The sequence below is a fragment of the Rhodococcus sp. NPDC006774 genome (genome assembly GCF_040636045.1).
In the GTDB taxonomy this organism is placed as follows: Bacteria; Actinomycetota; Actinomycetes; order Mycobacteriales; family Mycobacteriaceae; genus Rhodococcoides.
The window spans coordinates 94,000-115,311 of record NZ_JBEYIW010000014.1 but is presented as its reverse complement, the minus strand read 5'-3'; the positions used below and the strand labels follow the sequence as shown (position 1 = coordinate 115,311).

At 66.2% G+C, this 21,312-nt stretch carries 19 protein-coding genes and 1 tRNA gene; 10 read left to right on the top strand and 10 right to left on the bottom strand.

The genetic code is table 11. From position 1 onward, the window contains the following. Nucleotides 1-2: 2 nt before the first annotated feature. Genes ABZ677_RS20200 through ABZ677_RS20190 form a run of 3 tightly spaced genes read right to left on the bottom strand, consistent with a single transcriptional unit; the run spans nt 3 to nt 5,671 of the window. Complete coding sequence (locus ABZ677_RS20200; protein WP_358372588.1) at nt 3-1,451, bottom strand: metallopeptidase; 1,449 nt, start codon at nt 1,449-1,451, stop codon at nt 3-5. Beyond that, entirely contained in the window at nt 1,452-3,653 is a 2,202-nt protein-coding gene (gene glgB, locus ABZ677_RS20195; RefSeq protein WP_037193692.1) for a 1,4-alpha-glucan branching protein GlgB, read from the bottom strand. An 11-nt stretch (nt 3,654-3,664) separates the two neighbouring features. Beyond that, the gene (locus ABZ677_RS20190) at nt 3,665-5,671 is read right to left on the bottom strand and encodes an alpha-1,4-glucan--maltose-1-phosphate maltosyltransferase (protein WP_094635627.1); all 2,007 of its coding nucleotides are present in this window, start codon (nt 5,669-5,671) and stop codon (nt 3,665-3,667) included. 205 nt (nt 5,672-5,876) lie between these two features. On the opposite strand from ABZ677_RS20190, the gene glgP reads away from it, so the two are divergent. Then, a complete protein-coding gene (gene glgP, locus ABZ677_RS20185) occupies nt 5,877-8,405 on the top strand; it encodes an alpha-glucan family phosphorylase (protein WP_094635626.1) in 2,529 nt (842 codons plus the stop codon). A 7-nt stretch (nt 8,406-8,412) separates the two neighbouring features. On the opposite strand, the gene ABZ677_RS20180 is transcribed toward glgP, so the two are convergent. Further along, nucleotides 8,413-10,461, bottom strand: coding sequence for an ATP-dependent DNA helicase (locus ABZ677_RS20180; RefSeq protein WP_358372583.1), 2,049 nt, complete (start codon nt 10,459-10,461; stop codon nt 8,413-8,415). Between the two features lie 50 nt (nt 10,462-10,511). Beyond that, the gene (locus ABZ677_RS20175; RefSeq protein WP_252342119.1) at nt 10,512-11,768 is read right to left on the bottom strand and encodes a nicotinate phosphoribosyltransferase; all 1,257 of its coding nucleotides are present in this window, start codon (nt 11,766-11,768) and stop codon (nt 10,512-10,514) included. Between the two features lie 150 nt (nt 11,769-11,918). Between ABZ677_RS20175 and clpS the strand changes: the two genes are divergently transcribed. From clpS to ABZ677_RS20135, 8 genes are all read left to right on the top strand, one after another. Further along, nucleotides 11,919-12,278, top strand: a complete 360-nt coding sequence (gene clpS / locus ABZ677_RS20170; RefSeq protein WP_306437425.1) for an ATP-dependent Clp protease adapter ClpS — start codon at nt 11,919-11,921, stop codon at nt 12,276-12,278. Nucleotides 12,279-12,316: 38 nt separating this feature from the next. Beyond that, nucleotides 12,317-12,886 carry a DUF2017 domain-containing protein gene (locus tag ABZ677_RS20165; protein ID WP_037193352.1) on the top strand — a complete coding sequence of 190 codons (570 nt, stop codon included), beginning with the start codon at nt 12,317-12,319 and terminating at the stop codon, nt 12,884-12,886. A 9-nt stretch (nt 12,887-12,895) separates the two neighbouring features. After that, nucleotides 12,896-13,981 (top strand): P1 family peptidase, encoded by a 1,086-nt coding sequence (locus ABZ677_RS20160; protein ID WP_358372579.1) that lies wholly within the window; start codon nt 12,896-12,898, stop codon nt 13,979-13,981. Nucleotides 13,982-14,040: 59 nt separating this feature from the next. Next, nucleotides 14,041-14,670, top strand: a complete 630-nt coding sequence (locus ABZ677_RS20155) for a rhomboid family intramembrane serine protease (RefSeq protein ID WP_358372576.1) — start codon at nt 14,041-14,043, stop codon at nt 14,668-14,670. Nucleotides 14,671-14,782: 112 nt separating this feature from the next. Then, a complete protein-coding gene (locus tag ABZ677_RS20150) occupies nt 14,783-15,541 on the top strand; it encodes a cyclic nucleotide-degrading phosphodiesterase (RefSeq protein WP_179274635.1) in 759 nt (252 codons plus the stop codon). Between the two features lie 21 nt (nt 15,542-15,562). Next, nucleotides 15,563-16,348, top strand: a complete 786-nt coding sequence (rph, locus tag ABZ677_RS20145; RefSeq protein WP_037193345.1) for a ribonuclease PH — start codon at nt 15,563-15,565, stop codon at nt 16,346-16,348. Then, nucleotides 16,341-16,955: an RdgB/HAM1 family non-canonical purine NTP pyrophosphatase gene (rdgB, locus tag ABZ677_RS20140; RefSeq protein ID WP_358372572.1), complete on the top strand. Its 615-nt coding sequence runs from the start codon at nt 16,341-16,343 to the stop codon at nt 16,953-16,955. The genes rph and rdgB overlap by 8 nt, the downstream gene beginning before the upstream one ends. Nucleotides 16,956-16,958: 3 nt before the next feature. Beyond that, the gene (locus ABZ677_RS20135) at nt 16,959-17,768 is read left to right on the top strand and encodes an alpha/beta fold hydrolase (RefSeq protein WP_358372569.1); all 810 of its coding nucleotides are present in this window, start codon (nt 16,959-16,961) and stop codon (nt 17,766-17,768) included. 2 nt (nt 17,769-17,770) lie between these two features. Here ABZ677_RS20135 and ABZ677_RS20130 read toward each other — a convergent pair whose 3' ends face one another. From ABZ677_RS20130 to ABZ677_RS20115, 4 genes are all read right to left on the bottom strand, one after another. Next, entirely contained in the window at nt 17,771-18,124 is a 354-nt protein-coding gene (locus tag ABZ677_RS20130; protein ID WP_037193340.1) for a DUF3817 domain-containing protein, read from the bottom strand. Continuing rightward, entirely contained in the window at nt 18,121-18,522 is a 402-nt protein-coding gene (locus ABZ677_RS20125) for a glucitol operon activator (protein ID WP_037193339.1), read from the bottom strand. Before ABZ677_RS20125 ends, ABZ677_RS20130 begins: the two co-directional genes overlap by 4 nt. 89 nt (nt 18,523-18,611) lie before the next feature. Beyond that, a complete protein-coding gene (locus ABZ677_RS20120; protein ID WP_037193684.1) occupies nt 18,612-19,268 on the bottom strand; it encodes a maleylpyruvate isomerase family mycothiol-dependent enzyme in 657 nt (218 codons plus the stop codon). Nucleotides 19,269-19,353: 85 nt separating this feature from the next. Then, nucleotides 19,354-19,435 (bottom strand) — tRNA-Leu (locus ABZ677_RS20115). An 83-nt stretch (nt 19,436-19,518) separates the two neighbouring features. On the opposite strand from ABZ677_RS20115, the gene ABZ677_RS20110 reads away from it, so the two are divergent. Further along, nucleotides 19,519-20,310, top strand: coding sequence for a TetR/AcrR family transcriptional regulator (locus tag ABZ677_RS20110; RefSeq protein ID WP_358372565.1), 792 nt, complete (start codon nt 19,519-19,521; stop codon nt 20,308-20,310). Here ABZ677_RS20110 and ABZ677_RS20105 read toward each other — a convergent pair. After that, on the bottom strand, nt 20,220-21,008 hold the full coding sequence (locus ABZ677_RS20105) for a hypothetical protein (RefSeq protein ID WP_358372562.1): 789 nt from the start codon (nt 21,006-21,008) through the stop codon (nt 20,220-20,222). The two genes, ABZ677_RS20110 and ABZ677_RS20105, sit on opposite strands and share 91 nt — an antisense overlap. Nucleotides 21,009-21,312 lie beyond the last annotated feature (304 nt).

The window sequence follows — 21,312 nt, the reverse complement described above, 5'->3', positions numbered from 1 at the left end:
ACTCAGCTGTAGCGCGCGTCGCACCGATCCTTGCCGCCGAGAACTCCCGAACGGAACGCATCGACTCGGGAGAAGCCGGACGGCAGCGTCGTACCGTTGACGTCGCTGGCGGCGAGGCCGTCGTTGAGCAGTCCGGACACGGCTTCGTCGAGATCACCGGGGGAGAGCCAGACTTCGAGGTCCGTCGTTCCGCTCTCGACGCTCATCGCCGAGGTGATCACTCCGGACAGGCAGGCCGAGCGTAGGGCGGCCTGCGGATCGTCGAGCGTCTGGCCCGCTTCCTTCTGCACCGCGAGCGTGTAGCGCGAGGCGAACAGCACGTAGGCGCTGTAGTCGCCGGAAACGTTGAGCGGCAGGATGTCTCCGCGTCGGGGAGTCTCGGGCATTCCCTGCTCGGCGAGGCCCTCGACGTCGACACCGATGGTGTTGGTCGCCGGGCAGTACGACACCGGTGCGGTGGCCTCTGCGTCGGTGCATCCGGTGGCCGAACCGGAATAGTCGACGGTCGGCGGATCGGCGACGGGCAACACCTTCTCGAAGGATCGGGTGAAGGCACCGAGGGAATCCTCGGTCACCGGTAGCTCACCGGAGTCGTCGGGATCGCTGAACTTCTGCGGCAACGATGCTCGACGCGAATCGATTTCGGCCTCGTCGATGCCGGTGCAGGCCGCCGCGCCGTCGGTGAAGCCGATCTGCACGGCGGTGACGCGCTCGAATGCCGAGCCGTGCACCGATTCGGGATCGTTGGGATCGACGTCGCGCACGGCGACCGTCGCGGCGAGTACGCCGTTGAGTCCGTCCGAGGTGTTGATCGTGAAGTGCGGCGCATCGTCTTCGGCGACGTGGCGGATGAACGCGCCGGCGAAGCAGTCGGCCTGTTGCTCGGCCACGATGGTCGGGGTGTCGTCGCCGACGAGCCCCGATTGATGCTGAATGGCGTGGCCGTATTCGTGGGCGATCACCATCACGACCGACATCGGTCCGAATGCGTCGACCAGAGCCGGGAGCAGAATGGTCCGATCCCACCCGATCGAATCGTCGCGGGTGCAGTAGGCGGCGTTGGGGATGCCGCCGGTTCGGTCTCCGCAGAATCTGATACCCGATCCCTCGTCCTCGGACGCGTCCCACGAGACGACATTCGAGACCGGGGTGAACGACCCCTTGAACAAGCTGGAGTACTGCTCGGCCCAGAACTGTTGGATGTCGTCGATCGCGTTGGTGGCGAGAATGTCCGAGTCGGTGCCCTCGGCGTTCTCCACCTCGATCGTCGAATCGGGGACTCCCGGACGCGGCCCGCTCGGTCCGCTCGTGACCGGGAGTCCTGCGACGGTGAACGGGTTCTCGTAGATCGACACCGCGTTCCCACCGACGGTCTGCGCGCACGAGGTCAGCAGGAGCAACCCTGCAGTGGCGGCCGCGGCCAGTAGTCGGGGTGTGCGGCCGCCACTCATCTATCGCTCCAGTTTTATCCAGATCGCCCCGTTGGCGGGTAGTGCGACCTGGCCTGACGCCGGTCGACCGTGCCACGAGTGCGATGTTGCCGTCACTTCACCGAGGTTGCCCACGCCGGAGCCCCCGTACTCCGTTGCGTCGGTGTTGAGGATCTCTGTCCAACGGCCGGGTTCCGGTAGTCCCACACGATAGCTGCCGTGCTCGTTTCCGGAGAAGTTGAAAATACACGCGATGACCGAACCGTCGGATCCGTACCGCAGAAAGCTCAGCACGTTGTTCTCGGTGTCGTTGGCGTCGATCCACGAGTATCCACTCGGCGACGTGTCGAGCGTCCACAGTGCGGGGTGGGACTTGTACGTCGAGTTGAGATCGGACACAAGGGTTTTGACGCCGTTGTGCAGAGGTTCCTCGTCGATCTGGTACCAGTCGAGGCCACGCTCCTCGGACCACTCACGGGTCTGCCCGAACTCCTGTCCCATGAACAGCAGTTGCTTACCGGGGTGCGCCCACATGTAGGCGAGCATGCCGCGCAGGCCGGCCGCCTTGGCGTAATCGTCGCCCGGCATCCGCGTCCACAACGTGCCCTTGCCGTGCACCACCTCGTCGTGGCTGATGGGGAGAAGGTAGTTCTCACTCCACGCATAGACCAGAGAAAAGGTGATCTCGTGGTGGTGGTAACTGCGATGAATGGGATCACGCCCGAGGAAGCCGAGGGTGTCGTGCATCCAGCCCATGTTCCACTTCATGTTGAACCCGAGTCCGCCGACGTTCGTCGGGCGGGTGACGCCAGGCCATGCCGTCGACTCCTCGGCCACAGTGACGACGCCGCGGTGCTTCTTGTGCACCGTTGCGTTCATCTCCTGCAGGAAGGTCACGGCCTCGAGGTTCTCGCGGCCACCGTAGATGTTCGGCGACCAGCCGCCCTCGGGGCGGGAGTAATCCAGGTACAGCATCGACGCGACGGCATCGACGCGCAGTCCGTCGATGTGGAACTCGTCGATCCAGTACAGCGCGTTCGCGACCAGGAAGTTGCGCACTTCACGGCGCCCGAAGTCGAACACCAAAGTGCCCCAGTCGAGTTGCTCGCCGCGCTGTGGGTCGCCGTGCTCGTACAGTGGGCCGCCGTCGAACCGGGCAAGGGCCCATTCGTCCTTGGGGAAGTGCGCGGGAACCCAGTCGACGATGACGCCGATTCCGGCACCGTGGAGGTGGTCGACGAAGTAACGGAAATCGTCGGGGCTGCCGAAGCGCGATGTCGGTGCGTAGTACGACGTCACCTGGTAACCCCAGGATCCGCCGAACGGGTGCTCGGCGACCGGGAGCAGCTCCACGTGGGTGAATCCGGTTTCGGTGATGTATTCGGCCAACTGCTCGGCGAGCTCGCGGTACCCCAGACCCGGTCGCCAGGACGCCAGGTGGATCTCGTACACACTCATCGGTGCCTGCGTCGGCTCGATGCCGGCCCGGGTGTCGAGCCAGGACTCGTCGTTCCAGGTGTACGAGGACGCGGTGACGACCGAGGCCGTCGACGGTGGGATCTCGGTGGCGAAGGCCATCGGGTCGGCCTTGTCCTTGACCGAACCGTCGGCACCGTGGACGCGGAACTTGTACAGTGCGCCCGGCGCGATGTCGGGAACGAAGAGCTCCCACACACCGGTCGAGCCCAGTACGCGCATGGGCCAGCTGCGGCCGGTCCAGCCGTCGAAGTCGCCGACGAGGGTGACGCCCTGCGCTGCGGGGGCCCAGACCGCGAACGAGGTGCCGGTCACGGCACCGTCCGGAGTCGCATACGACTGTTGGTGCGCGCCGAGAATGTCCCACAGACGCTCGTGCCTGCCCTCGCCGAACAGGTGCAGATCGAGTTCGCCGAGAGTGGGCAGGAAGCGGTATCCGTCGGCGGATTCGGAGACGTGTCCGCCGGGCCACGTCACCACGAGGCGGTAGTCGATCAGGTCCTCGAACGGGAGCAGGGCCGAGAAGACTCCGTGCGCGACGTGGGTCAACTCGTGGTCGACGCCACCGACGCGGGCGACGACCTTCTCGGCGTCGGGCTTGAGGGCGCGGATCGCCGTTCCGCCCGGCACCGGGTGGGCACCGAGGACGGAATGCGGGTTGTAGTGCCGCCCGGCAGCGATGAGGTCGAGATCGTTGTCGGACGGGGCTGCGACGGTGTCTTCGGGTGTTCTCGGATTCTCGGTCACGTTGAATCCACTCACTTTCGGTTGCCGCGGTAGGCCAGTTCGATACGAGCCGGGTACGGGATGTGGGGGAGCGTGAAGATGTGCGCCACCGACGTCCAGGGCTCGAGCCTGACGAAATTGGTGTGGCCCCAGTCGTAGTGGACGCCGCTCACTTCGTCCTTGATCGTGAGGGTGTCCTGCCAGTCGTGGCCGAGGGCAGGCATGTCCAGGTGGATGGTGCCCTCTTCGGCTCCGAAGGGATTGAGGTTGATCACCACCAGGATCGAGTCACCGGTCTGCGGGTCGAACTTGGAATAGCCGATCAGCGCCTCGTTGTCGATGGTGTGGAAGTGGATGTTGCGGAGCTGCTGCAGCGCCGGATGCGCACGCCGAATCGCGTTCAGCGTGGTGATCCAGGGCTCGAGCGACTCGCCGCGGGCCAGCGCACCCTCGAAATCGCGTGGGCGCAACTGGTACTTCTCCGAGTCCAGGTATTCCTCGCTGCCCTCTCGCACGGCCTGGTGCTCGAACAGCTCGTAGCCCGAGTAGACGCCCCAGGTGGGTGCCATCGTCGCCGCGAGAGCTGCTCGGAGAGCGAACATTCCGGGTCCGCCGTGTTGCAGGCTCTCGTGCAGGATGTCCGGGGTGTTGACGAACAGGTTCGGCCGCGCGTCGTCGGCGCGTCGAGCATGCTCCTCGGCGAACTCGGTCAGCTCCCACTTGGCGGTACGCCAGGTGAAGTACGTGTACGACTGCGTGAAGCCGCGCTGCGCCAGCCCGTACATGCGCACCGGTCGAGTGAACGCCTCGGCGAGGAACAGCACGTCCGGATCGGTCTTCTTGACCTCGGCGATGAGCCATTCCCAGAAGTCCGGCGGCTTGGTGTGTGGGTTGTCGACTCGGAAGACCTTGACCCCGAGAGAGATCCAGTATCGGACCACGCGCAGCACTTCTTCGTAGATGCCACGTCGGTCGTTGTCGAAGTTGACCGGGTAGATGTCCTGGTACTTCTTCGGCGGATTCTCGGCATAGGCGATCGTGCCGTCCGGTAGCACCGTGAACCACTCGGAATGTGTTGCAGCCCAGGGATGGTCGGGAGCAGCCTGAAGGGCGAGATCGAGGGCCACTTCCAGGTGGTGCTCCTGTGCGGCGGCGACGAACGCGCGAAAATCGTCCTCGGTGCCCAGTTCCGGATGGATGGCGTCGTGCCCGCCGTCCTCGGAGCCGATGGCCCACGGCGATCCGACGTCCTCGGGACCGGGGGTCAACGTGTTGTTCGGGCCCTTGCGGTTGATGGTGCCGATGGGGTGGATCGGCGGCAGGTAGACGATGTCGAATCCCATCCGCTCGATGCGGGGCAACTGCTCGATCGACGTCGCGAACGTGCCGTGTCGAGGAGAGCCGTCCTCGTTCCATCCGCCGGTGGACCGAGGGAAGAACTCGTACCACGCACCGTTGAGGGCGAGATTGCGATCGACCCACACGTTGACCGCGCGAGAACGAGTCACCAGTTCGCGCAGCGGGTGAGCGAACAGCAACTCGGCGACCGACGACGCGAACGCGGAGGAGACCCGGGCAGGCAGCGGGCGATCGGTGTCGCGCAACGCGGCCGCGACATCGGCCAGCATCTGCCTGCTCTCGGCAGGAACACCGGTGGCAGCCCGCAGGAACAGCCGCGCCCCGATCTCGAGATCGTTCGCGAGCTCGTGAGCACTCTGGCCCACTCCGAGCTTGGCTTCGACGGCATGGCGCCAGGTGCTGATCGGATCGCTCCACGCTTCGATGCGGCAGATCCAGTAACCCGGCCGAGAGGGGACGAACACCGCGTCGAACGTGTCGGGTTCGCGGCCCGGTGTCATCGGGATGCGTTCGAGTTTGCCTCCCGGTCCGCGCACCGACAGTGTCGCGGCCACCGCGTCGTGACCCTCGCGCCAGACGTCGGCGGAGACTGGAAACGTCTCGCCCACCACCGCTTTCGCGGGGTACTTCCCGGTCGTCGTATCTGGAAGGACATTGTCGATACCAAGTCGACCTGTCACTTCACACTCCATTCTTCGCTAGAGGTATGGCTGCGCGGGCGCAACCTCTGATCGAACCGATATTGGTGTGCTTCTATTCGTCAACCGTAATGCAGCAATGCAGATGGCGCGTGCGCCGACGCATACTGCCCGTGACGGGCACCGTGGAGCAGATTTCGTGCAAGCCGCCCATCGACACAGGTGTCCGTGGGTAGGGTTCGACCCTGTGAAAGCTTTGCGCCGATTCACCGTCCGAGCCCACCTTCCCGCCCGCTTGAATGCCCTCGCCGAGCTCTCGACAAACCTCAGGTGGTCGTGGCACTCGTCGACGCAGGATCTGTTCGAGCACATCGATCCACTGTTGTGGACCGAACTCGAGCGCGATCCGGTGGCCGTGCTGGGAGCCGTCGCACCGGCGCGGCTCGAGGAACTCGCGGCCGACGAGCGCTTTCTGGCCGAGCTGGACGCCGCCGAGGCGGATCTGCACGACTACCTCGCCCGTCCGCTCTGGTACCAGAACGAACTGGCCGAGGGACGTGCTCTGCCGTCGGGCATCGGGTATTTCTCGATGGAGTTCGGCGTCACCGAGGTGCTGCCCAACTACTCCGGCGGCCTCGGGATTCTGGCCGGCGACCACCTCAAGGCTGCCTCCGACCTGGGACTGCCGTTGATCGGTGTCGGGTTGCTCTACCGCTCGGGCTACTTTCGCCAATCGCTGACGGCCGACGGCTGGCAGGCCGAACGCTATCCGTCACTCGACCCGCACGGTCTGCCGCTGCGATTGCTTACCGACGACGGCGACTCACCGGTGCTGATCCACGTGTCGATGCCCGGATCTCGGGTTCTGCGGGCACGGGTGTGGATCGCCCAGGTGGGACGCGTCCCGCTGCTGCTGCTCGATTCCGACATCGCCGACAACGACCCGGAGCTGCGTGGGGTCACCGACCGGTTGTACGGCGGCGACCAGGACCACCGCATCAAGCAGGAGATACTCGCCGGTATCGGCGGCGTTCGAGCGATCCGGGCCTACACCCGTGCCCACGGACTGCCCGATCCCGAGGTGTTCCACATGAACGAGGGCCATGCCGGCTTCCTGGGCGTCGAACGCATCCGCGAACTCGTCACCTCCGGAACCCTGGACTTCGACGCGGCGCTGGCGGCGGTGCGGGCCGGCACCGTCTTCACCACCCACACCCCTGTCCCCGCCGGCATCGACCGGTTTCCGGCCGATCTGGTGCGGCACTACTTCGGTAGTGCGGACGGCGGTGCGGACTCGGCGCTGCTGCCGGGTCTGCCGATGGATCGAATCCTCGCCCTCGGCGGCGAGAGCGACGCGTCGGTGTTCAACATGGCGCACATGGGGTTGCGTCTGGGACAACGCGCCAACGGTGTGTCGAAGCTGCACGGCATCGTCAGCCGCGAGATGTTCAACGACCTGTGGCGGGGATTCGACGCATCCGAGGTGCCTATCGGATCGGTCACCAACGGCGTCCACGCTCCGACGTGGTCTGCTCGGGAATGGGCAGAGGGGGAGCCGGGGCCGCTGTCGTCGGATCAGGTGTGGTCCACACGCAACGCCCTGCGCGCGCAACTGGTGGACGAGGTACGGCGCCGGGTGCGGCGCTCGGCGCTCGAACGCGGCTCGACCGAGGCCGAGATCAGTTGGACAGCAAATGTTTTCGATCCCAACGTACTCACCGTCGGTTTTGCGCGACGGGTGCCGACCTACAAGCGCCTGACCCTGATGCTCCGCGAACCCGAGCGGCTGCGCGCCATGTTGCTGGACCCGGTTCGTCCGGTCCAGCTGGTGGTCGCGGGCAAGTCGCACCCCGCCGACGACGGTGGAAAGGCGCTCATCCAGCAGATCGTCAGGTTCGCCGATCAGGCCGACGTACGGCACCGCATCGTGTTCCTGCCCGACTACGACATGTCCATGGCGCGATTCCTGTACTGGGGATGCGATGTGTGGCTGAACAATCCGTTGCGACCGCTCGAAGCGTGCGGCACCTCGGGCATGAAGTCCGCGCTCAACGGCGGCCTGAACCTCTCGATTCGCGACGGGTGGTGGGACGAGATGTACGACGGCGAGAACGGCTGGGCCATTCCCACCGCGGACGGCGTCACCGACGACAACCGCCGCGACGATCTCGAAGCCGCTGCACTCTACGAACTACTCGAACAGGCAGTGCTACCCAAGTTCTACGACCGCGGGGACGACGGTGTGCCGAGCCGCTGGATCGAAATGGTGCGGCACACGCTCGAGCAGTTGGGCCCGAAAGTGCTGGCGTCGAGAATGGTTCAGGACTACACGCTGGGCTACTACGCGCCCGCAGCGGAATCCGCGCGCGCGGCATCGGCCGATGATCACCGCGGTGCCACGGATGTCGCATCGTACCGCCGCCGCGTCGAACAGGCCTGGGGCGCAGTGAAAGTCACCCGCGTCGACAGCGAGGGTCTGCCGGACACTCCGGTGATCGGTGCTGAGCTCTCGCTGCGCGCCAACGTCGATCTCGGCGGCTTGGACGCGTCGGACGTGGTGGTGCAGGCGGTCGTGGGACGCGTCGACGAGGACGAGAACCTCACCGACATTCGCACGACGGCCATGACGCACGTGGGAACGGACGGCGGCGAGCACGTGTATGCGGGCGAGACGCGGCTGCCGCACAGCGGCACGGTGGGATACACGGTGCGGGTGCTACCTCATCACCACGGTCTGGCCTCGGATGCCGAGCTGGGTCTGGTGGCGACGCCCTAGGGAGCAGCTACTTTCCGGCGAGACGGGTGAGGGCCTTGCGGACCACCTCCGGGTCCGAGGTCTCCCAGAACGGCGGCAGCGAGGCACGTAGGTAGCCGCCGTAGCGGGCGGTCGCCAGGCGTGAATCGAGAACGGCGACAACACCTTTGTCGTCGACGCTACGAAGCAGTCGGCCGACGCCCTGCGCCAGCAGCAGGGCCGCGTGGTTGGCGGCGACCGCGAGAAAGCCGTTGCCGCCACGTGATTCGACGGCCTGCTGCCTGGCCACCAGCAGCGGATCGTCGGGCCGCGGGAACGGAATGCGGTCCAGGATCACCAGACTCAACGACGGGCCGGGGACGTCGACGCCCTGCCACAGAGACAGCGTCCCGAACAGGGAGGTGGCCTCGTCGTCGGCGAACTTCTGCACCAGTGCGCCGGTGGAATCGTCGCCCTGGCACAGGATCGGCGTATCGAGGCGCTCCCGCATCTCCTCGGCGGCGGCCTTGGCGGCGCGCATGGACGAGAAGAGTCCGAGCGTTCGGCCGCCGGCGGCGCTGACCAGCGACTCGATCTCGTCGAGGGAGGACTTCGAGAGGCCGTCACGTCCGGGTGGCGACAGATGCTTGGCGATGTACATGATGCCGGCCTTGGCGTGGTCGAACGGCGACCCGACGTCGAGCGAATTCCACCTGATCGACCCGGTGTCGGACGGCGGTTCCACGCCCGATGCCATCGCGGTGTCACTGCGCGACGGCTTCTCTGCGGGAAGCCCCCAGTTGACGGCCAACCCGTCGAACGATCCGCCGACGGTCAAGGTCGCGGAGGTGAGCACCACGGTGGACTCGGCGAACAGGCGCGCTCGGAGCAGCCCGCCCACCGACAGCGGGGCGATGCGGACGGTGCGTTTGACGTTGCCGCGGAAATCGTCGACGGCATGCCAGACCACGTCCTTGCGTTTGGCCGGGTCGGGTTCGTCGAACGCCGTGAGGACGCGTACGGCACTGTCGTGCACCTCGTCGACCGCGACGAGTGCGGCGCTGCGAGCCGCGGCAGCCTCGGGATCGCTGGCCGCCATGCCCTGCTTGTTGGGGCCGATCGCGGTGCGGACCGCCCAGGCGGCGTCGCGAATGGAGGCGAGCGCGGGGCCGACGCCGTCGGGCAGAGACTGCCAGCGGCTCGGGGGTAGCTCGTCCAGAATCGCGGCCCAGTTCTCGGCGGCTCCTTCGAGCTGATCGACCGTCTCTTCTTCGATCAACTTGGCGCTACGGCGCGCCGCGGCGGTGACGGTCGCGGCAGACAGCTCCTCGGTGGCAACGCCGGTCACTCGGTCGACCAATTCGTGGGCCTCGTCGACGACCACGACATCGTGCTCGGGCAGGATCTGAATTCCGGTGATCGCGTCGATCGCGAGCAGGGCGTGATTGGTCACCACGACGTCGACCTGGGCAGCCTCGGTGCGCGCGCGCTCGGCGAAGCAGTCCTCGCCGACGGGGCAGCGGGATTTGCCCAGGCATTCGCGGGCAGTGACGCTGACCTGACGCCAGGCCTGATCGCTGACCCCGGGCACGACGTCGTCGCGGTCGCCGGTCTCGGTCTCGGACGACCACTTCGTCAGCCGTACCACCTCGCGTCCCATCCGCGAGACGGCGAACGGGTCGAACAGTTCCGCATCCGGTGCCTCTTGCGCAGCCCCGGTGTGGATCTTGTTCATGCACAGATAGTTGTTGCGGCCCTTGAGGATTGCGAACTTCGGGCGGCGGCCGACGGCCTCGGTCAAGGCGTCGGACAGGCGCGGTAGATCGCGGTCGACCAGCTGCCGCTGCAGCGCGATGGTGGCCGTGGAGACGATGACGGTCTTGCCGGATTCCACCGCGTGTCGAATGCTGGGAACGAGGTACGCGAGGGACTTGCCGGTTCCGGTGCCTGCCTGCACCGCGAGATGCTCCCCGGTATCGATCGAGTGCGCCACCGCCGAGGCCATCGTCAGCTGATTGCTGCGTTCCTTGCCGCCGAGGGAGTGCACCGCGACCTGCAGGAGAGCGGGAACGGTTGGCAACTCGGTCTTCGACGGCACCGAAGCAGACTACTGCCGATCGCCCACCCGGTTCGGTACCGACACCGCTGTCACCCCTCGACGAAGCGAGTGGGTATGGCCGGTTCGCCCTGGGACAGCTTCAAGCCCTCCCACGGGAGGCTGACCAGGCGTCGGGCCAGCAGGTCACGGCCGTCGGCGAGTGTCGGTAGGTCGGCGACTCGTTCTCCTCCGCGGACCAACGGCGTGGTCAACGTCTCCACCGTCAGATCGCTCTCGACGGTCGGGGGAGCGTCGAACGGGTGCACGATCTCCTCGACTGCGGTGCCGGTGCGGCGCGCGGTACGCAGCGCCGCCTTGGTGCCACCGCGCGACTCCTTGTGGCTGCTGCGCTTGGCGACGGGAATGCCGTCGACGGTGACCAGCTTGTAGACCATGCCCGCCGTCGGTGCGCCGGAACCGGTGACGAGCGAGGTGCCGACGCCGTAGGAGTCGACCGGCTCGGCGCGCAATGCGGCGATGGCGTATTCGTCGAGGTCACCCGAAACGACGATTTTGGTCTTCGGCGCACCGAGGGCATCCAATTGGTCGCGTACCTGCCGCGCTAGTACACCGAGGTCGCCCGAGTCGATGCGCACACCGCCGAGTTCGGGGCCGGCCACCTCGATGGCGTTGGCGACACCCTGGGTGATGTCGTAGGTGTCGACGAGCAGGGTGGTGCCCACACCGAGCGCGCGCACCTGAGCCGCGAATGCGGACCGTTCGTCCGGGCCGTCGGCGGTGGTGTGCAGCAGCGTGAAGGCGTGCGCCGACGTACCCGCGCCTGGGACGCCGTGGCGTCGGACGGCTTCGAGGTTGGATGTCGCGGTGAACCCGGCGAGGTATGCAGCCCGTGAGGCGGCGACAGCTGCTTCCTCGTGGGTGCGCCGCGATCCCATCTCGATGATCGGGCGAGATTTCGCGGAGGTGACCATCCGGGCTGCAGCGGACGCGATGGCGCTGTCGTGGTTGAGGATCGAGAGCACCACGGTCTCGAGAACGACGCATTCGGCGAATGTGCCGCGGACCGTCAGAACGGGGGAGCCGGGGAAGTACAGCTCGCCCTCGCGATAACCGTCGATGTCGCCGGTGAAGCGGTAGTTGCGCAGCCACTCGACGGTGTCTGCGTCGAGAAATTCGGCCACGATGCGTAGCTCGTCCGGGCCGAACCGAAAGCGCGCGATGGCGTCGAGTATCCGGCCGGTGCCCGCGAGAACCCCGTACCGGCGGCCTGCGGGCAACCTGCGCGCGAAGACCTCGAAGCTGCAGACACGATCTGCGTTACCGCTGGCCAGAGCGGCCGACAGCATCGTGTACTCGTACTGATCGGTCAGCAGCGCGGTACTGACGTCGTCGGTGAAAATCGCGTGATCTGTGGTCGCGTCGTTGCTCACCTCGCTCACACTACGAGCGAAGGGGCGAGCGTGTGACGCTGGCCCGACACGCCGTACCCTGTGGACATGCCTTGGTTGACGGTGGATGGAACGCTTCTGCCCGTGGACGGCTTCTCGGCAGGTGGGGTCGTCGCCGCGTCACCGCAAGCGGTTCCGGCCCAGACCGAGGCCGTCGCTGCCGACGAATCCCACGACACCCCCTGGGTCACCATCGTGTGGGACGACCCGGTCAACCTGATGCATTACGTCACCTACGTCTTCCAGAAGCTCTTCGGTTACAGCAAGGCCAAGGCCACCGAGCTGATGATGCAGGTGCATTCCGAAGGCAAGGCCGTGGTGTCGAGCGGTGAGCGCGACGCGATGGAGAACGATGTTCGACGGCTGCACGCGGCGGGTCTGTGGGCCACCATGCAGCAGGACAAGTAGAAGCTCACCCCTCTTCGTCAGACAGGACATCAGCAACAGTGCGCACGTGGACGAGACGGAATTCGCTGTCCGGGGTCAAGATCAAGTCCGAGATCGATGCTCGTGAGGCCGCCGTACTCCGTTCGCTGGTCGGCTCGGTTCTCGGATTGCTGCGCGACCGTTCCGCCGCTGCGCCCACCGACGAACTCGCGGCGCTGACCGGTCTGCGTACCGGGCACAACAGCCCGCCCGAGGACGCCGCACTGGCTCGGCTGCTGCCGGACTTCCACCGCGCCGACCCCGGCCGCGACGAGGAGGACCCGGCAGACCTCAACGGTGCACTGCGCGGACTTCACGAGCCCGAGATCATCGACGAGAAGATGGCCGCCGGATCGACGATCCTGGCCACCCTTCCCGAGTCCGGTGGCAAGATCGTGCTCACCCAGGAGCAGGCGGATGCATGGTTGACTGGCCTCAACGACGTGAGGTTGGCGCTCGGCACGACGCTGGGGATCAGCGCGGATACACCCGATGTCCTCGACGAGGGCGATCCCCGCGCTCCACATCTCGACGTCTACCACTGGCTGACCTGGATGCAGGATTCACTCGTACAGGTCCTCATTCCCTAGGACGCACGCGTGACCGCTGCTTTCCAGACTCCCGGACCGCGGGATTCCCTGACCGACGTGGCAGGTCTGCTGGTCGGTCATCATCACGAACGCGACGACGATGCCACCATGGGTTCCGGCTCGGCGACCGGCTGCACGGTGGTTCGTGCACTCGGAGGTGCGACGGCGGCCGTCGATGTTCGCGGCGGCGGGCCGGGGACTCGCGAGACCGATCTGCTCGATCCGAGCCATTCCGTCCAGCACGTCAACGCGATCCTGTTGACCGCGGGCAGTGCCTACGGACTCGCCGCGGCCGACGGCGTCATGCAGTGGCTCGAAGAGCACGGCCAGGGGATTCCGATGGGCAGTCCTGACCTCGTCGTACCGATCGTGCCGGCCGCGGTGATCTTCGATCTTCCGGTCGGTGAGTGGACTGCGCGGCCGACGGCGGAGTTCGGCTATCTCGCGGCGGCAGCAGCAGCGACCGACTTCGCGACGGGATCGGTCGGGGCAGGAGTCGGTGCCCGCGCCGGAGTGCTCAAGGGCGGTGTCGGTACGGCCAGCACGGTGATCGAGGGCGGGCCGGCCGACGGTGTCACGGTCGCGGCGCTGATGGTCGCCAATCCGGTGGGCGCAGTGTTCGATCCGCGTACCGGCCTGCTGTGGGGTGTCGGCACGCTCGGGCCTGCGGCGTTCAATATGCGCAAGCCCGACGTGAATCAGCTGTGGGCCGCGCTCGCCCTCGAACCCAAAGGCACGGCACTGAACACCACGATCGGGGTTGTCGCCACCGACGCTGCGTTGTCGTCTGCGTCGTGCAAGCGGATTGCCGTCGCCGGTCACGACGGCCTGGCGCGGGCCGTTCGACCGGCACACTCGCCGCTCGACGGCGACACGATCTTCGCGGTGTCCACCGGCACCAGACCCGTCACCGCAGAGTCCTCGGTTCCCGCCGCGTTCTCGACGGAGCTACCGGTACTGGCCGCGGTCACCGAGGCCGCAGCGATCGTCGTCGAGCGAGCCATCGTCCGGGCCCTGCTCGACGCCACCTCGGTGGCCGGGATCCCTACCTACCGCCAGATCTTCCCGTCGGCGTTCGGTGGATCGGGAGCCTGAGCGCGGCTCACGCGATACCTCTGCCCGGTACCGTGGAGGGACCGAATCCGGAGGCGATCATGAGCGAGATCAGTAACCGTCCAGCCGAGCGTGAGCGGCCGGTCTGGATGCGGGCCGCCGTCCTGGTGGGAGCATTCACCGTGATGCTGTGGGTCATCGAGTTCATCGATGTGGCCAGCGGGTCGAGGCTCGAACGCAACGGGATCCAGGCCCGCTCGGTCGAGGGGTTGTGGGGCATTCTGTTCGCGCCCGTGCTGCACGACGACTGGCAGCATCTGATCGCGAACACCGTGCCGATCGCCGTGCTCGGGTTTCTGGTGTTGCTCTCCGGACTGGCGCGTGGTCTGGCTGCCACCGGGATCATCTGGGTGGTCGGCGGGTTCGGTACCTGGCTCACCGCCGGTTCCTACACGAATACGATCGGTGCGTCGATTCTGATCTTCGGTTTCATCGCATACCTGTTGGTGCGTGGCTTCTTCACCCGCAAACTGGGGCAGATCGCGATCGGCGTCGTGGTGTTCCTGCTGTACGGCAGCGCCCTGTGGGGCGTGCTCCCGAGTGACCCGAACGTGTCGTGGCAGGGGCATCTGTTCGGCGCGGTGGGCGGAGTGGTTGCCGCTCGGCTGTTGTCCGCCGACGCGCGAGCCGAGAGGGCGCGCGCGAAATCGCTCGATCGGCTCACTCCGTAGGCGCGAGGTAACTGCAGACACACCTGTGGTCGTCGGTGAATTTCGCCGACTCGCGCTGTGAATACTGCCCGAACGTTTCTGGTGATGCGCTCGGCGTGGCAGCATGGCTTTCATGCGAATTACCGTCCTGGGATGTTCGGGCAGTGTGTCCGGACCCGATTCACCCGCGTCGGGCTACTTGTTGGAAGAAGAGGAGACCGCGCCGGTCGTCCTCGACTTCGGTCCCGGCATCCTCGGGGCGTTGCAGCGCTACGCCGATCCGGGTGATGTGAGCGTTCTGCTCTCGCATCTGCACGCCGATCACTGCCTGGACGTTCCGGGTCTGCTGGTGTGGCGTCGCTACCACCCCACTCCGCCGGAGGGACGAGCGATCGTCTACGGACCCAAGGACACGGCGTTCCGGCTCGGAGTCGCCTCGGCCGAGTGCGGTGGGCAGATCGACGACATGTCCGACACCATCGACCTGCGTCGCTGGGTGGACGGACGCACCGTGGAGTTCGGGAAGTTGTCGATTCTGGCTCGGCAGGTGTTCCATCCGCCGGAGTCGTACGGCATGCGGGTCACCACTGCGCAAGGCCGTACGTTCGCGTACAGCGGAGACACGGGAATGTGCCAGGCAGTCCGGGATCTGGCGCACGGGGCCGACATGTTCCTGTGCGAGGCGTCGTGGACCGACAGTCCGGAGCGGCCCGAGGGTGTGCACCTGTCCGGCACCGAGGCGGGCCGAATCGCGCGCGAGGCAGGGGTAGGGGAGCTGCTGCTCACCCATATTCCACCGTGGACCTCACGGGAGGACGTCATCGCCGAGGCGAAAGCAGAGTTCAGCGGACCGGTGCACGCGGTTCTGCCAGGGGACGTCTTCACCGTCTGACGACGCGCTAGGCTTCGAGTCGTGTCCAGACGAGAAGACGGCAGGGCGGACGACGAGCTCCGCAACATCAAGATCACCCGCGGATTCACCAGCCACCCGGCAGGGTCGGTGCTGGTCGAATTCGGCAACACCAGGGTGATGTGCACGGCCAGCGTCGAGGAGGGCGTCCCGCGCTGGCGGAAGGGATCCGGCCTCGGTTGGCTCACCGCCGAGTACGCGATGCTCCCCGCTGCCACCCACACCCGCAACGGCCGCGAGTCCGTCAAGGGCAAGGTCGGTGGGCGCACCCAGGAAATTTCTCGTTTGGTCGGACGCTCACTGCGAGCATGCATCGACCTCGCTGCGATCGGCGAGAACACCATTGCCCTCGACTGCGATGTACTCCAGGCCGACGGCGGTACCCGCACCGCGGCCGTGACCGGTGCGTTCGTCGCGCTCAACGACGCGGTCACGTACCTGCGAGCAGCGGGGCGACTGGCCGATCCGCAGCCCATCTCGTGCATGATCGCCGCAGTCAGCGTCGGCGTCGTCGACGGCCGAGTGCGCCTCGATCTGCCCTACGAAGAAGATTCGCGCGCCGAGGTCGACATGAACGTCGTCGCCACCGATACCGGCACGTTGGTGGAAATCCAGGGAACCGGAGAGGGCGCGACCTTCCCCCGAACCACACTCGACAAGTTGCTCGACTCCGCATTCGTCGGCATCGAGAAGTTGTTCGAGGTGCAGAAGGAAGCACTGGCTTTGCCGTACCCCGGCGAACTGCCCGAGCCTGCGGCCGCGGAACCGAAGAAGAAGTTCGGTGCCTGACTCGAAGCTTCTGGTCGCGAGCCGGAACGCGAAGAAGTTGCGCGAACTCCGGCGGGTGCTCGACGCCGCCGGAGTGGCCGGAATCGAACTGGTCGGCCTCGACGAGGTGCCGCCGTTTCCGGAGGCCCCCGAGACCGGAGCGACCTTCGAGGAGAATGCACTCGCCAAGGCGCGTGATGGCGCGGCGGCCACCGGATTGCCTTGTGTGGCAGACGATTCCGGAATCGAAATCGATGCCCTGAACGCGATGCCCGGAGTGCTCTCGGCTCGCTGGTCCGGTACGCACGGGCAGGACGAGGCCAATACCGCACTGGTTCTGTCCCAGTTGAGTGATACCCCTGACGAGCGTCGCGGAGCCGCATTCGTCTCGGCGTGTGCCCTGGTGATTCCCGGCGGTGCCGAGACGGTGGTCCGCGGCGAGTGGCGCGGTGTGGTGGGCCGAGAGCCGATGGGGGAGAACGGCTTCGGCTACGACCCCATCTTCGTTCCCGAGGGCGACGGCCGCAGCGCCGCGCAGCTCAGCCCCGAGGAGAAGGACGCCGCCTCGCATCGTGGCCGCGCGCTACGCACGCTCGTTCCCGCGCTCGAAGAACTGACGGGGCGGTAGCTCGTGCGGGCGCGTGCAGTGCTGGGGCGTACGTCGGTTGCACTCGCAGCCGGCGCGTTGTGCCTGACGGGTATCCCGGCCTCGGCCACACCCGCGGCAGGCTCGTTCGCCGAGGCCCTCGCCTACTCGATCGCGCACCCGGGAGTGACTCCTCCGGGCTCGAACGACTTCTCGTGTGTTCCGAGCGCGCACCATCCCGAGCCGGTGGTGCTGGTGCACGGATTCCTGGAGAACTCCTACGCCAACTGGGCGTCCCTGTCGCCGAAGCTGGCCGAGGCCGGATACTGCGTGTTCGCGATCGACTACGGCAATACCGGGCCGGTCCAGGCCCTCGGTGCGCTCGAACCCATCCCCGAGAGTGCTGCGGAACTGTCGACGTTCGTCGATTCCGTGCTCGCGGCGACGGGCGCGCAGAAGGTGTCGATCGTGGGCCACTCGAAGGGCGGCACGGTGCCGCGCTACTACGCCCGCTTCCTCGGTGGAGACCGCACGGTCGCGCGGATCGTGGCGTTGTCTCCGCCGAACTACCCGACGGCAGGCCCTCCGGTGCAGGACGACGTGCTCGAACGACTGAACGAGGGCAGCGATACCGTCTCGGGCATCGACTACACCACGATCGTCACCCGATACGACCAGGTCGTCGTTCCGTACACGGCCTCGTTGCTCAGCGGAGCGGGAAACACGAACGTGGTGTTGCAGGACGTGTGTCCGTCCAACGCCGTCGAGCACACGGGAATCTCGTACGATCCGCTGGCTCAGCGGCTGGTGCAGAACGCATTGGATCCGACGAACGCGCAGCCGATCGGCTGCTGACGTCAGACGCCGAAGTCGGCTTTGACCTGCTTGGTGCGCTTGTGCTCGACGTAGAAGGACAGGAACGGGATGGTTCCGGCGAGCAGTGTGCCGATCGTGCGGGCGGCAGGCCACCGCACCTTGATGGCGAGATCCACCGTGAGCACGAGGTACACGAGGTAGACCCAACCGTGCACGACGGCAATCCAATTGGGCACGTTCTCGACCTTGAAGATGTACTTCGCGACCATCTCGGTCACGAGAACGAGCAGCCAGATTCCCGTGGCGTAGGCCAGAACTCGATAGCGCAGCAACGCGGATGCGATCTTCTGGGTCTTGTTCGCAGACGCCTGCGCCTTCTCCGGTGCCGAACTCACGTGGTGCTCCTGTCGGTCCCGCGGGATTCGTTCAGCTCCGCGAGGTAGCTGTTGTATTCGAGTAGCTGCCTGGCTTCGGGATCGTCGAGGTCCCTTGCGTCTGCCGCCGGCGCGCTGCGCTGGGGGAGCAGGTCGAGGGGTACCTCGGTGGGTCCGTCGGGCCGAGCTGCAGCTGCTTCGTCGGAGTCCTCGTCCTCGAGTCGGACGAACTTGCGGTAGGCGTAGACCACGAACACTGCGAACAGGGGCCATTGGAACGCGTATCCGAGGTTCTGACCGTTACCGCCTACTGCCTCGAAGCGTTCCCACTGCCACCAGCCGAGGCCCAGGCACACCGCCGCGGACACGATGACCAGCGCGATCAGCGCTGGCCGACGGTTCGGGCGGGATGAAGTCACTCCTCGACGGTACCGGAGGTACTACTACTGGAGGTAGTCGCGTGCTGCGGCCCGGCGGTGATTCTCACCATGGACGGTTCGGGTGCGGCTCATGCCCGACGACGGTTGGCCCGTGCCTGGGCGAGTTGCTCGGCACCGGGCCCGGTCACGTCCGCCAGAGCGCTGCTGCGTCCGGTCAGAACCAGGGCCAGGGTGCCGGTCGATCCTTCGATGACCGGGCCCTCGCCGCGGCTCCAGTCGAGATCGGTCGCGCGCCACTGCAGTCGAAGTTCGGGGCCCTTGAACGGTGCGGCACCGCTCGCGGGCACCAGGAAGTCGAGCATCGTGATCATGCGGTGGTCGGGAACGTGGTGCTCGATTCCCAGCGGCCTGCACACGTCGAGTCCGTGCACGATGACGTCGGACAAGGGGGCCAGCGGACCGTGGCCGGGCGGGGTGAATTTCTTGTCGGCGTGAGCGGTGAGCAAGGCAGGCAATTCGTCTTCGTGCTCGCGACGAACGCGTGTGGTCATCAGTTGATTGGCTCGGTCGAAGTTGCCTCGGGTGCGCACCATGACGAGCCCGAACTGCCAGAGCGGGACGATCAGTGGCACCACCAGATGGGCGGCGACGTCGCGGACCGTCCAGGCCTCGCACAGCGATGGGGTGTCCCATTGTTCAGGGGTGAGAGACTCGAGAGTTCTTGCGAGAGAACGTCTCTCGTCTGTGATCTCGGCGAAGATCGCGTCGTTCGCTTCCTCGGGCATTCGAACCGCCTTCACGTGTCGGTGCTTGTCGACCCTGGACCTGACCGAGCCAGGAGCATGTGAAAACCGGCCCGAACGACCGTCGTGCGCGAGGGGGGACTTGAACCCCCACGTCCTGAGACACTGGAACCTAAATCCAGCGCGTCTGCCAATTCCGCCACTCGCGCGTGCCGGTGCAGTCTACAACCGATGCTGTTGGGCGTGCGATGCGGTTCTTCGAGCCAGGTCGACCTCCGATTAGGCTCGCCGGGTGGCACCGAAGAAGGAGAACTCGTACGACCCAGCGCGCATTCTCGAGTTGCTCTGGCGAGTCGACGCCAAGCCGAGCCGTACCGGACTGAGCGTGGATGCGATCGTCGATGCCGCCATCGAGCTGGCCGACGCGAACGGTCTCGAGTCGGTGTCGATGCGGAACGTGGCCGAGCATCTCGGGGTCGGCGCGATGTCGCTCTACACGCACGTACCGGGCCGGGAGGAGCTGGCCGATCTGATGATCGATCGAGCGCGTGCAGACCTCTACTCGCACGTCGACGAGCCGTCCTCCGTCGTCGGCGGATGGCGTCCCGCGATGCGCTTCGTCGCCCAACGCAATTGGGCTCTGTACCAACGGCATTCGTGGCTTCTCGAAGCGGAGGGCGCACGGCCCGTGCTCGGTCCGCACACCAACGACAAGTACGAGGCCGAGGTGCGCCCCCTCGACGGCATCGGCCTGGGTGACGTCGAGATCGACTCCGTTCTCACGCTGGTTCTCACGCACGTCTCCGGTACCGCGCGAGCTCTCGCCGGCGTGACGCGTGTCAAGGAGCAGTCGGGCATGTCCGACGCCCAGTGGTGGTCGGCCACCGCACCGATCCTCGGACGGGTGATGGACCGCGAACGCTTTCCGGTGTCGTCCCGGGTCGGGACGGCCGCGGCGACGTCGTACGACGCCGCCAGCGACCCCGTGCACGCCTACCGGTTCGGGCTGGAGTGCATTCTCGACGGTGTGGAGGCTCTGATGTCTCGCGGTAGGCCTGCCGATCGCAGTTGCGCTTCGGAGTGACGCTGCTTCGCCCTGCGTGATGTGTGCTGGTATCGCCACACTGCGTGCTCGAGCGAGGCGAGATCGGTGCCGAGTGCGTTCGCTGCGGCTCCGAGGATCACGGGGGAGCGGTCCTCGGCGACTCCTGCAGCGAGGTTGTGGTGCAGTGGTTCGAGCGCGTCGGCGACGAACGAGCGCAGGTGCTCGGCTGCTTTGTCGGTACGTACGCCGAGGTGCACGAGCATGCATTCCCAAGTGGTTTCGCCGAGACCGGGAATTGCGCAGAACGCGTCGAATTGCTCGTCGGTGTGCTGCTCGAAGTCGGTCGAACGGGTCAGCCCCACCGATACCAACGTCTGTGCCGCCACGGCCGCGGCCGCACCCTTGGTTCGACTGTTCCCCGGAACCAGTTGACGGTTGGACAGAATCTCCACGAGTAGATCCGGTGTAGTGGCCAGTTCGGCGAGGGTTGTCAAATCGTCGAGTCGGTTGTCGCCGCGATGCGATCTCCATCGCTGGACCACCGCGCGGACCCCGCTGGTGGGGCCGCCGTAGGGAGCGCGCGCCGAGAAGATCGCATCCAGCAACGCCACCTCGCTCTCGCCGCGCCATCCCGGCGTCCAGTGTGGCGAACGAGATTGTGGCGCATGCGTTTCGATGTGTTCGAGCACCGCGTCGAGTTCTTCCACGGTGCAGATGTCCGTTACCGATGAATACATGAATTCCCCCCGGATTTCGTCGACCGCTCCCCTGATGTGCGGCTCGCTCGCACAAGGTAGGGGACCGCACCGACAAGGTCGCGTATCGCTTGTCTGTGCTCGAGATCACATCACGAAAAGATAACGAAAAATGCGAGGCTTTCCTCATGTTCTGGCGTCCCGGTCGATGCTCTCGCCAGCGTGGATGCGGGTTACCGGCGAGTTGGGTAAACAAAAAGTAAAGCCGCCTGGACCGACGTACTCGCTGGTAGCACTCGGACGTCCGAGCAAACCTGAGGATTTCCTCATGATTTTGTGTCAACCT

Bases quoted from the DNA above. Each gene is read 5' to 3' on its own strand.
- ABZ677_RS20200 (WP_358372588.1), bottom strand. From the start codon at position 1,451: ATGAGTGGCGGCCGCACACCCCGACTACTGGCCGCGGCCGCCACTGCA.
- ABZ677_RS20175 (WP_252342119.1), bottom strand. From the start codon at position 11,768: ATGCTGTCGGCCGCTCTGGCCAGCGGTAACGCAGATCGTGTCTGCAGC.
- clpS (WP_306437425.1), top strand. From the start codon at position 11,919: ATGCCTTGGTTGACGGTGGATGGAACGCTTCTGCCCGTGGACGGCTTC.
- ABZ677_RS20155 (WP_358372576.1), top strand. From the start codon at position 14,041: ATGAGCGAGATCAGTAACCGTCCAGCCGAGCGTGAGCGGCCGGTCTGG.
- ABZ677_RS20150 (WP_179274635.1), top strand. From the start codon at position 14,783: ATGCGAATTACCGTCCTGGGATGTTCGGGCAGTGTGTCCGGACCCGAT.
- ABZ677_RS20120 (WP_037193684.1), bottom strand. From the start codon at position 19,268: ATGCCCGAGGAAGCGAACGACGCGATCTTCGCCGAGATCACAGACGAG.
- ABZ677_RS20105 (WP_358372562.1), bottom strand. From the start codon at position 21,008: ATGTATTCATCGGTAACGGACATCTGCACCGTGGAAGAACTCGACGCG.